9 protein-coding genes are annotated in these 10,756 nt (G+C 67.8%); 3 read left to right on the forward strand and 6 right to left on the reverse strand.

All coding sequences use genetic code 11. The features are described 5' to 3' along the window. Positions 1 to 124 precede the first annotated feature (124 nt). The 4 genes from AB2U09_RS00320 to AB2U09_RS00335 form a co-directional block, all read right to left on the reverse strand. Positions 125 to 1,099 carry an AAA family ATPase gene (locus tag AB2U09_RS00320; RefSeq protein ID WP_459190694.1) on the reverse strand — a complete coding sequence of 325 codons (975 nt, stop codon included), beginning with the start codon at positions 1,097 to 1,099 and terminating at the stop codon, positions 125 to 127. A 118-nt stretch (positions 1,100 to 1,217) separates the two neighbouring features. Further along, entirely contained in the window at positions 1,218 to 1,745 is a 528-nt protein-coding gene (locus tag AB2U09_RS00325; RefSeq protein WP_459190695.1) for a DUF7519 family protein, read from the reverse strand. Beyond that, complete coding sequence (locus AB2U09_RS00330; RefSeq protein WP_459190696.1) at positions 1,742 to 3,751, reverse strand: DUF58 domain-containing protein; 2,010 nt, start codon at positions 3,749 to 3,751, stop codon at positions 1,742 to 1,744. The genes AB2U09_RS00325 and AB2U09_RS00330 overlap by 4 nt, the downstream gene beginning before the upstream one ends. Positions 3,752 to 3,844: 93 nt before the next feature. Then, positions 3,845 to 4,831, reverse strand: a complete 987-nt coding sequence (locus tag AB2U09_RS00335) for a DUF4129 domain-containing protein (protein WP_459190697.1) — start codon at positions 4,829 to 4,831, stop codon at positions 3,845 to 3,847. A gap of 351 nt (positions 4,832 to 5,182) precedes the next feature. Between AB2U09_RS00335 and AB2U09_RS00340 the strand changes: the two genes are divergently transcribed. Continuing rightward, positions 5,183 to 6,190 carry a hypothetical protein gene (locus tag AB2U09_RS00340; RefSeq protein WP_459190698.1) on the forward strand — a complete coding sequence of 336 codons (1,008 nt, stop codon included), beginning with the start codon at positions 5,183 to 5,185 and terminating at the stop codon, positions 6,188 to 6,190. A 195-nt stretch (positions 6,191 to 6,385) separates the two neighbouring features. Here the strand turns inward: AB2U09_RS00340 and AB2U09_RS00345 are convergent, their stop codons facing one another. Together AB2U09_RS00345 and AB2U09_RS00350 are read right to left on the reverse strand one after the other, a co-directional pair. Further along, positions 6,386 to 8,563, reverse strand: coding sequence for an ABC transporter substrate-binding protein (locus AB2U09_RS00345; protein WP_459190699.1), 2,178 nt, complete (start codon positions 8,561 to 8,563; stop codon positions 6,386 to 6,388). An 81-nt stretch (positions 8,564 to 8,644) separates the two neighbouring features. After that, positions 8,645 to 9,160, reverse strand: a complete 516-nt coding sequence (locus AB2U09_RS00350) for a hypothetical protein (RefSeq protein ID WP_459190700.1) — start codon at positions 9,158 to 9,160, stop codon at positions 8,645 to 8,647. Between the two features lie 365 nt (positions 9,161 to 9,525). Here AB2U09_RS00350 and AB2U09_RS00355 point away from each other — a divergent pair, with 365 nt between their 5' ends. Together AB2U09_RS00355 and AB2U09_RS00360 are read left to right on the forward strand one after the other, a co-directional pair. Continuing rightward, positions 9,526 to 10,206: a YIP1 family protein gene (locus AB2U09_RS00355; RefSeq protein ID WP_459190701.1), complete on the forward strand. Its 681-nt coding sequence runs from the start codon at positions 9,526 to 9,528 to the stop codon at positions 10,204 to 10,206. A gap of 193 nt (positions 10,207 to 10,399) precedes the next feature. Then, a partial coding sequence (locus AB2U09_RS00360) for an alcohol dehydrogenase catalytic domain-containing protein (protein ID WP_459190702.1) occupies positions 10,400 to 10,756 on the forward strand: 357 nt, incomplete at its 3' end.

The raw sequence follows: 10,756 nt of genomic DNA on the forward strand, positions 1-10,756 counted from the left end.
TTCGCCGGACCGAACTTAAAATTGTGCCCTTTTCGGGAGACGGCGCGGCGACGCACGTGCCCGAACCCGCGACGGAAGTCACTGAGAGAGCGCCACAGCGGCGGAGAACCGGGGAGAAGCGGCGTTACCTGACGGTCGGGACCGGGACCTCGTCGAGGACGTCCTGGACGACCTCGTCCTTCTCGACGTCGTTGACCTCGGCCTCGGGCGTGAGGACGAGTCGGTGCGAGAGGACCGGCTTGGCGATCTTCTTCACGTCGTCGGGGGTCGCGTAGTCGCGGCCCTCGATGACCGCGCGGGCGCGGGTACACTCGAAGAGGCGCTGGGTCCCGCGCGGGGAGACGCCCGTGCGGACGCGGTGGTCCTCGCGAGTCATGCGACAGATCTCCTTGAGGTAGACGAGCAGGTCCTCGTCGGTCTGGACCGTCTCGACGACGTCCTGCAGGGCCTGGACCTCCTCGGGGCTGTCCATGACGCGCCCCGACTCGGGGGTCGACTGGGTACGGCCGGCGCGGCGGCGCAGGATTTCGAGTTCGCCCTCGTCGTCGGGGTAGCCGAGCGACGTCTTGACGAAGAAGCGGTCGACCTGCGCTTCCGGCAGCGGGAACGTCCCCTCCTGCTCGACGGGGTTCTGGGTCGCGATGACGAAGAACGGTTCGGGCAGCTGGCGGGTCTCGCCCTCGATGGTGACCTGTTTCTCCTGCATCGCCTCGAGCAGCGCCGCCTGCGTCTTCGGCGGCGCGCGGTTGATCTCGTCGGCGAGGACGACGTTACCGAAGATCGGCCCCGGCTGGAACTCGAACTGGTTGTCCCGCTCGTTGTAGATGTTGGTCCCGGAGACGTCGTTCGGCAACAGGTCCGGCGTGAACTGGATACGCGAGAAGTCCAGCCCGAAGGCGCTGGAGAAACTCATCGCCGTCAGCGTCTTCCCCGTCCCCGGCACGTCCTCCAGCAGGACGTGCCCCTCCGCGAGGATGGCCAGCAGCACTTCTTCGAGGAACTGGCGGTCCGCGATGACCGCCGACTGGATCTCCTCGATGATCTGGTCGCACCGCTCGCTGGCCTCCTGGATGGTGAACTCTCCGGTAGACGTACTCATACCATGCCAATCCAATCGATCGGACTTATGTTTGTCGGTTCCTACGACCCCCGCCGGCATCGAACCCGCCGCTGTCGACCGAAAATCGCACCCGAATCGGGAAAACAGTCGCCGGGTCTCAGGTCCGGATCGCCCAGATCAGGAACACGAGCGCGAGCGAGAGCATCCCGACCGCGGCCATCGGGCGCCCGCCGCTCCCGATCAGGTAGACGCCGTAGCCGACGCCGGTCGCGACCATCGCGACGATGGTCGCGGCGGAGGCGTGGATGATCTCGTTCCGACGGGTGCGGGAACTGGACCCGATCTGTTCGCCGAGGCTGATCGCGTTCTGCCCGAAGTTCCAGGCGAGGATCGTCGCGGCCGCGCTGACGAGCAGGATCTCCGGGCCGGTGCCGAACAGGCCGGCGATCAGCACCGAGAGGAACAGGCCGGCCGCGCCCATCGTCACGCGGAGCCGGCTCGACCCCATGAACAGGCCCGACGCGAGGACCGCGATGCCCCCGAAGCCGAGCGGGAGCGCGTACAGCGCGAAGGGCGCGCTGGTCAGGCCGGCGATCACCGCGGCGCCGACCGCCGCGATGGAGCTGACCCGCGTCGGCGAGTGGTCGACCGTAACCGTCGCGAACTCCTCCTGTTCGACGCTCATACCGCCCACCTCTGTCGTGCTTCGTCGAGTGCAAGTCCGAGCATGCTGTCGTAGTCCCAGTCGACGACGCGGATGTCCCGCTCGCGGAGCGTCGCGATCCGCATGGTGCGTTCGATGCGGGCCAGCCGCTGGCCCACGGTCCGGTCGGCCGTCGGGTTCGGACTGATAACCGTCACCCGGTGGCCCGAGGAGTCGAGGCGGCGGGCGACCTCGACCGTGTAGTCGTCGGTCAGCGGCGAGAACAGCACCAGCTGCGACTCCGGCGAGAGCTGGCTCCGCACGTGGGTCATCGGGTCCACGTAGTGGCCCTCGGTCTCCGACTCCTCCGGCGGCGTCGAGGACATCGCCGGGTGCGTGGCGAACATCTGCCGGGCGCGTTCGAGGTGCGCGTCGCCGGCGCTCGGTGCGAGCCAGCAGGGCACCGTGTCGAACGCCGCCAGCCCGACCATGTTACCCTGGTCGGAGAGCGCGCCGAAGGCCTCGACGGCCGCCTCGACGCTGCGGTCGACGGCGTGGTGCTCCCCCGGCTCCGGCGCGACGTAGGAGGCGTCGCGCGCGTCGAAGAGGAACACGAGCGAGGCCGCCCGTTCCAGCCGGAAGTCGATGGTCGCCAGTTCGCCCGTGCGGGCCTGGCGCTTCCAGTCGATGCGGTTCATCGGGTCACTTTCACGGTACTCCCGAACCGCGAAGAACTCCAGCCCGGAGCCGCCCGTGGAGGTGTTCTCCTGGCCGGAGTACAGCGAGGTCTGCTGGCGGACGGGCATCTCCGCGGTCGTCCGGAGCGAGGGGACACACTGGATCTCGCCCTCGACGTCGACGACCGCCTCGCGCTCGACGGCGCCGGAGAAGTCCCGACCGATGGCCAGCAGTGGCCACTCGTGGGTGCCGCGCTCGGCGACGACCTCGTAGGTGAACGTGACCGTGTCGCCCGATCCGAGCGCGGTAGCCAGCCGAGGCGTCCCGTTGACCACGCGCATGTTCCCGGGCACGCGGTCGATGAGCCGCAGGTCGGGGATGAGGGAGCCGCCGGTGTTCTCGACGGTGACCGTCACCTCGACGACGTCGCCGGGCTTGACGTCGGATTCGTCGAACGTGCGCTCCACGTCCAGAACCCCAAGTTGCGGGGGCGTCGCCGCGCGGGCGTACGCCGAGAACGCGACGCCGAGGACGGCTACGAGGACGATCGCCGGCGTCGCGGTGATGACGCCCCAGCCGACGGCCACGAGCGCGAAGGCGGTGACCCCGCGCCACTGCCCCGTCTTGATCAGCTCGTTGTAGACGATCGAGTCGGTGATCCGCTCTGCGTTCTCGTCGATGTACTGGTCGCGGTAGCCGGCCTGCGCGCGCGGCCCCTCGTCGCCGTCACCGCCGCGCAGTCCCGCGAGCAGGCCGCCGCTGCTCTCGGTGGCCGCCGCCTCGGGTTCGGACGCCGTCTCGATGCCGGCGTAGTCGGCGATCGCCTCGACCGTGGTGTCGACCCACTGCTCGTAGGGCGTCCGGTCGTCGTCGCCGAGCCACCGGTCGAGCCGGGACTGGCTCGGCGGCGAGCCGCCGGCGAAAAAGGAGGCGGCCTGGTAGTTGTCGGTCCACTCGCCCTCCTCGAGCTGGTGGACCGCCTGCGCGCGAGTGCAGTTCTCGCGCTGGCGGATGGCCGATACCGCGGCCTCGGCCAGCCGTTCCTGGATCTGGTCGCGGTACTCGGAAGTCCCCTGCCGGAGGTGGGTCAACCGGTAGAGCGTCAGGTCCAGGTCCGACCCCGGCGCGGGGAACGACCGCGGCAGTTCCACGTCCGGGATCGCCGTCTGGTCGACGCCGCCCTGGTACGCCGTGCGGATCGCCCACAGCCCCAGCAGGAACGCCACGAGGCCGGCGAACGCGACGACCGCGAACGTCGAGGGCAGCATGTCCGCGAACGGGTCGACGACCACGTACGCGGCTGCGCCCAGCACGAACACGACGGCACCGATGGCTGCCAGCCCCAGGCGGATCATGTCGTCTACGTCCATCGGGACCACCTCCGGCTGCCGGTGTCGGTCCCTGGGTCGGCGTCGGCCCTCGAACCGTCGGTATCAGTACTCGCGTCGTGCGCCGCCGTCGTCTCACTGAGTGTCATCGTTCTGTCCCTCCCTCGGGTCGTCGCCGGTCGATTCGTCGCCGCTGTACTCCGACTCGATGTTCCGGAGGATGTCAAGCGCCTGGTCCTCGCGGTCGGCGGCGTCGCGGCCGCCGTAGCGGACCTCGTTGAACAGCCGCGTGAGTTCGCGGACGTGGTCCTCGGCCATGCCGAGCGCGATGGCCGTCTCGGCGAACTCGCCGGGCGTGTACATCTCCGGGTCGTCGACGTCGAGCAGGTCGGTCATCTCGACCCACGCGCGGTAGACCGCGTTGTCGACGTCGGCGTTGTGCTCCTCGATGCGGTCGGCCGCCCGGCCCGCCGCCTCGGCGAACTGGTCGAGGTCCGGACCGTCGTCGATGTCCTCGTCCTCGACGACGACGATCTCTTCCTCGCCCATCGACCGGTAGAGCAGCCCGACCGCACCGACGAGGACGAGGCCGACGACCAGCCCGATGGCCCACGACGGGACGTTCGTCAGCGGCGAAACGGGTGCGGTGTCGCCGCCGGGGATCGGGTTGCTCCCTCCTCCGGGACCCCGGGTCGGCCCCGTGGTCGCGCAGTTGGTCCCGAGGAAGTAGACGAGCGCCACCGGCGGGAGCAGCGCCCAGCTGGTCAACAGCGCCGCGGAGAAGCTAAATCGGTAGTAGACCAGCCCGATCGCCCCGAGGAATCCAACGACGACGAGGAGCGTCCCGAGCATGGAGTCGAGGAACTCGATACACGCCGAGATCTCGAGGACGTTACGCTCCGGGTTGTCCGCGGGATTGCCACCTTCGAACTCCCCCGGCCCGCCGGGGTTCTCCTGTCCGGACTGGCCCCCCTCGTCGGGCTGTTCGATGATCCCACCGCCCCCGTCTCCGCCGATAGACTGGGCGGAGTCGACCGTCGCTGCGATCATCCCGATCCCCGCGATACAGAGGATCGCGACGACCAACGGGGTCGCGACGTCTCGGCTGACACGCTGGCTCATGCGACGCCGCCAACCCCGTGACCGAGCGTATCGTGTCGAACGCCGATACCATCGGATTCGATGATTGTACTGTCGGTAACGCGTCTCATACTTCACTGAAAGAGCGGACTCCCGTTTAAGTTTTTTCGATGGCCGGGAACGCCCGAACGAGAGCCGTCGAAAGGACGATACCTCGCGATCGGCGCTCACGACGGTCCCGCGTGTAGCTTTCCGCCCGAGTGTCCACTCTACACGGCGAGATCGGAGGCTACCGGACGAAATCGACGACCGCGACCGTCGCGGACCATTTATACGCGCTCCCCCGTTCCGGTCCGGTATGAGACGCGTTCACACCGCGGAGGCGACGGCGCGATGACGGACGCTGGTCCCGGGGAGTCGCCGCGCTTCAGGGAGATCCCCCGCGAAGGCGTCGACCGCTACCGCCTCGCCGACCCGCCCCGGAGCGTCGGTCCCCGGCGGGTAGCGCCCGTCAGTACGACCCGGTCGATCTGGCTGTACGCCGGCACGGAGACGCCGACGCTCGGTGTCCTCGACGTGGAGGCGGGCGAATACCAGTCGGTGACGGAAACGATGCCGGCGGGGGCGACACCCTGGGTAGACGCCGACTCGGGGAGGGCCTACGTCCTCGACGGCCATTCCGTCACCGCACACGATCCGGGGCAGCCGGCGGATTCGCGACCCGTCGGCCGGTTCGACCCCGAAGTCGCTCCGGGCGCTCTGGTCGCGGGTCTGACCCGCTCGGCCGACGGTGAGCAGTTCGCTGCGGTGTTCGCGACGGACGAGGAGTCGCGGCTGGTAACCATGTCCGTCGACGAAGGGACGACGGCCGTCTGGCACACGCGCGACCGGCGCTACGACACGCTCCGGTTCAGCCCGTCGGACGCGTCACTGGCGCTGCTGGCCCGGGACGCGACCGACGGCGTCGGCGGCGAGGCGTGGCTCGCCCGCGAGGGGCTGGGCGCCCGCCCGCTCGGGCGACTGCTCCCCGACCACCACGGCGACCTCCGGTGGGGCGAGGGCGGGACGGCGCTCTGGTACGCCGAACCGGGCCGGGGCGTCGGAACCCTGCACCTCGAGTCGGGCCAGCGGGAACGCGTCTGGGAGACCCCCGTTCGGGAAGCGGACGCGACCCGCGACGGCGACCTGCTGGTGGGGACCGTTCCCGACGGCGAATCCGTCCGGGTGACGGTCTACGACGGGCGCGCGGAGCGCGAACGCGTCGTCTCGGACGCGATTCCGGTGAGCGCCGCGTGGACGCCGCGGCCGCAGTTCGTCTGCGAGGACCGATGGCTCCTCTATACGACGACGAGAGACGACACGCCGCAGGTGACGCTGGTGCCGGTCGATGCGCTCCGCTAACCGACCAGTAGCACGCGAGCGGGAGGACTGTTCTACGGGGGCGGCGGCGTACCGCTGGAGGGTGCGATCGGTTTCTGCGTCGACAGCGCGGTCGACCGCGCCGAACGAGAATGGGCCGGCGACGTCGCCGGCCGGGCACGGGAATCGACTGTCGGACAGTGGGATCAGACGGATCCTGACGGGAACGGCGGTCCGTCAGTTACCCGAGGTGGCCTGGATCTTGCCCTGCTGGATCAGCTGGAAGATGGGCAGGTTCATCTGCCACTCGGACTCGTCTTCCGGCGCCGTCCAGTTGGCGGTGTCCTGGAAGGCCATCTCGAAGCTCTGCACGAACGGGGCGATCGGCAGCCGGTAGTTGAAGACCCAGCAGAGTTTGCGCTGGTACTCCGCGCGGGTCTCCTCGTCGAGGTTCTGGCCGAGCTGGGTGTCGTAGAACCAGACGGGGTACTCCTGCATCTCGCCGTCGGGTTCGCCGACCGGCGGCGCTTCGAGAGTGAACTCTTTCTGCTGTTCAGGCCTCGCGCCCTCGAGGTTCATCGTCCAGTCGTACTCGACGTTGTCGACGTTGTCGTACTTGTTCGCGAACTTCTCGACGAACTCGTCGCTCCAGAGGCTCCCGAAGCGGTGGCGCCGGTCGCTCTGCTGGACCATGCGGAACCACGCACCCTGGTGGCTCGCGAACGGCCATTGGTACATCGTGAGCTCGAAGTCGCCGTCGCCCTTCCGCTGGTCGGCGACCGTCGAGTCGACCTTCTGTAGGCTGACGTTGACGCCGAACTCGTTGAGGAACGCGATGACCGTCGACTCGACCTGCACGGACGATCCTCCGGTCAGGAGCGTGAGCTCGAAGGGCTCGCCCTCGGGGGTGACCCAGCTCCCGTTCTCCTTGGTGAAACCGGCCTCCTTCATGAGGGTGGTTCCGCGATCCATGTTCCGGTTGTAGCGGGTGAACGAGTCCGTCAGCCCCGCGTCCTCGACGTACCCCCGCTGGACCGGATCGAGCAGGCCCGCAGGGTACGGGACCTTCTCGTTGGCGTAGCGGTTGCGGATCTCGGCGATCTGCTTTTTGTTGATCGCGAAGTTGAACGCCTGACGGACGCGCGGGTCCGCGAGGTACTCGTTGGCCTGTGCGTTCATCGAGAGCCCGTACTGGCCGCCGCCGGTGTGGTTGACGCGCCTGAACTCGTCGGGCAGGTTGTCGACCGTGCTCGGGTTCGGCTTCAGCACGCGGCCGTTGACGCCGTCGAGGATGCTGTTCTGCAGCGCCTGCGTCTGGGACTGCGTGTTCGGGATGATGTTGACCTGCACCGTGTCCCAGTTGATCCGGTCCGAGAGGAAGTACTCGGAGTTCTTCTTGAGGATGACCTGGTCTTCGCGGACCTCCTGCAGCACGAACGGCCCGGAACACGGGATGTTCTGCGGCTTCTGGATCTCCTCCTCGCCGCGCTCGCGGAGCCTGTCCGTCTCTCGCTGGATGAGCTCCGTCCGGTAGGTCGGGTCCGAGGTGTTGGCGGTCCCCTCGGGCTGGGCCCACTCCAGTTCCTTCACCTGGTCGTGGAGCGGCTTCATGTCCTGAGCCATGGTGGCCAGGGACTCACCTATCGACTGGTTGTTCGGGTGCGAGAGGTTGAGCGCGTCGATCTGTGCGGTTTCGCTGAAGATGTCGAACCAGCCGGGTTCGCTGTGCACCGTCAGCGTGCCCGCGTCGTCGTCGAACTCGATACTGGTGATCGCGTTGAACGCGCTGAGCGGTTCGCCGTTGGGGTTCTGCTCTTTGATCTCGGCGGGCGAGAGCCCGTTCCACCGGGCGATGCGGAGCGAGTAGCCCCAGTCCGAGGGCTTGACCGGCGTCCCGTTGATGTCGTTGGGATCGTCGGGGTTCGCGACGGCCCACGAGGAGTCGTCGCGGAACTGGACCTTGATCTCCGTGTCGTCGACGATCTCCCAGTCCGTGACGATGTGCGGGATCCGCTCTGCGGTCTCCTGGTGCATCATCGTCTTCTTCGCGTACATGAACGGGTACACGAAGCGCGGCATCTGTGACCGATGGTAGTACTTGTTGAACCGCAGTCGGTCGCTCTCGAGTTCGCCTTCGAACGTCACGTACCTGCGGTCCGGGAAGTGCTCCACGTCGCCGCTCGGGGTGGAGTCCGAGCCGCCGTCGCCGCTGTCGGTGTCGCCGCCACCGCCGTCGCCGTCCGAACTACCGTCGCCAGTGTTGCCGTCCGAACTCCCACCGTCGGTGGGCGTTCCGTCGCCGCCACCACAGCCGGCGAGGCCCGCGGTTCCGGCCGCACCTAACGCAGCCAGCAGTTTCCGCCTGTACTGGTCAACCTCCGTGTCCGACCTTCGATTCTCGTTACCGCTTGGCATAAGACGGTCGCACAAACGGAATAACGGTATTTAACCTTTTTGGACTTCATTAAAAATAGGGAAGGATTTGGGACGTATCTCTCATCCCGTCCGGTTTCCGGCGCGTTCGACGGCCGAACGGAGAACGTCGGGGCGGGGATCCATCGTCACGTCGGCGAAAAACGTCAACTCGTCGCCGTCGCGATCGGCCTCCACGACGAGATAGGTCCGATTGTCCTCGTCGTCGACGTACGCCATCACGGCGTCCTCGAAGGGGACCTCGAACAGCGAGTCCGAGAGGCGCCCGCCGACGACGAACAGGAACCGCGAGTCGGTGACGAGCACGGCGAGTTCCCGCGTCGGTGCCTCGCGGGCGAGCGAGTCACCGTCGTCGACCATGAGCGGCCCGCCCCGAAAGAGATACTCCGGCTGCTCGTCCTCGTCGACGTATGCGACCAGCGGATGCTTCGTGCGGTCGCCCGAGGCGGTCAGCGCGTCCGCGGTGACCGCCGAGTCGGTGGCGCGGTCAGCCAGTCGCGCGGCGCGCTCCTCGTCGATGTCCGGTCCGGATTCGACACCGGACCCGCCCAGCCGGCCGATCAGGTCGAGCAGTCCCATCGCCCTTACCTATCCGAGCGCCGGTATTCATACTGTCGGCCGTCTCACCGACTGGGCACCCCGCGGGGCGACTGCGGGTTCGACCGCGGTCGGCGAGTTCGCGCGCCCGCGTAGTCAGTCAAGTTTTCGGCAACGAATGAGGCTGGCCGGTCGACACCGACTGGAGTTAGCTGGCCGACACCGACTGGGGTCGGCTACACGACCGGCGACGGATCGGGACGGACAGCACAGATCCGGTCTGCGAGCGACGGCTCGGACTTCGGCCGGGACCGACTCGATTCCGGGGGCGATCGATCCGGTTCGAACGCTCGGGGAAACCGAATTACACCACCAACATTCATTACGATCGCCAGACACGGTCACGTATGCTTCGTCGAATCGCGACCCTCCCAGATGGGATCATCCGGCAGCGGACGCCGAAACGCGGGCTCACGCTGGAGACGATCGTCGTCCTGTTGTGCGGGCTGGTCGGTGGCGCCGGATTCGGCTACGTGATGCTCGAGGCGCTCAACACGGTCCAGACGGACAACTCGATGTTCCAGGTCCAGCTGGCGGGGCGAGTGCTCCGTCCGGTCGTGCTGACGGTCGTCGCGTGGCTCCTCTACTCGGTGGGGGCGCACGTCATCGCGAGTTCGAGCGGCGGGCGCGGGCCGATCAGCCGCCTGATGCGCGGCGCGGCGTGGGCGATGATCCCCATCGGGATCTGGAACGTCCTGCGCTCTATCGTCGTCGCCGTCCTCTTCTTCGACGTCGACATCCCGGCCGAACCGGAGGGGCTGACCGCCGCCGAGAAGGCCGCCTCGGTGTTCACCGGGACGGCCGCAGGGAGCGAGGACGTCTACGCGGGCCTGACCGATCCGCTGTACACCGCCGTCCTGCTGGTGGGCATCGTCTTCGTCGTCTGGAGCGCCCACCTGCTGTCGATCGCCGTTGCCGAGTCCAAGAGCCTCGAGATCGACACCGCTCGCCGGGCGGCCGCCGTCCCCGCCGGCCTGTTCGGGCTGTACCTCCTGGTGACCGCGCTCGGAAACGCCGGCATCCTGTAACGCTCTCCCCGTTTTCGCCACTCGAACCGGCCGCACAGGAGCGGCCGCAATAGAACTCACGCCGAGGCGGCGTGCCGCGCTCGGCCACGAACGGGCGACCGTCGCGCGGCTCACGGGATCGGGTACCCGGTATTTTTATATTTGGAGAGGGCACACTCGACTGTAGCGCGGTTCGAGAAGGAGCCATTAGCGCATGAAACAGATAGTTCAAACGGGCCCTGCGTCCGTCGAGGTTCAGGAAGGAGAGCGGCCGTCCCCCGGTCCAGACGAGGTGCTCGTCCGGGTGCATTCGGCAGGTATCTGCGGCAGCGACGCCCACGCCTACGAGTACGAAGGGGGGTACGACTGGATCGCCATGCCCCGCATCATGGGCCACGAGTACTCGGGCACGGTCGAAGCCGTCGGCGAGAAGGTCACGAGCTTCGACCCCGGCGACCGCGTCGTCGAAGAACCCATCCACCACTGCGGGGAGTGCTTCCAGTGCCAGAATGGCGAGGAAAACATCTGCCAGAATTTCTCCATCACCGGCATGCACCGCGACGGCGCGTAT

Source organism: Halosimplex yunnanense (genome assembly GCF_054504345.1).

Excerpts from the sequence above, each read along its gene's own strand:
- AB2U09_RS00350 (WP_459190700.1), bottom strand. The coding sequence starts at position 9,160 with ATGGGACTGCTCGACCTGATCGGCCGGCTGGGCGGGTCCGGTGTCGAA.
- AB2U09_RS00325 (WP_459190695.1), bottom strand. The coding sequence starts at position 1,745 with ATGAGCGTCGAACAGGAGGAGTTCGCGACGGTTACGGTCGACCACTCG.
- AB2U09_RS00335 (WP_459190697.1), bottom strand. The coding sequence starts at position 4,831 with ATGAGCCAGCGTGTCAGCCGAGACGTCGCGACCCCGTTGGTCGTCGCG.
- AB2U09_RS00345 (WP_459190699.1), bottom strand. The coding sequence starts at position 8,563 with ATGCCAAGCGGTAACGAGAATCGAAGGTCGGACACGGAGGTTGACCAG.
- AB2U09_RS00340 (WP_459190698.1), top strand. The coding sequence starts at position 5,183 with ATGACGGACGCTGGTCCCGGGGAGTCGCCGCGCTTCAGGGAGATCCCC.
- AB2U09_RS00330 (WP_459190696.1), bottom strand. The coding sequence starts at position 3,751 with ATGGACGTAGACGACATGATCCGCCTGGGGCTGGCAGCCATCGGTGCC.
- AB2U09_RS00355 (WP_459190701.1), top strand. The coding sequence starts at position 9,526 with ATGCTTCGTCGAATCGCGACCCTCCCAGATGGGATCATCCGGCAGCGG.
- AB2U09_RS00320 (WP_459190694.1), bottom strand. The coding sequence starts at position 1,099 with ATGAGTACGTCTACCGGAGAGTTCACCATCCAGGAGGCCAGCGAGCGG.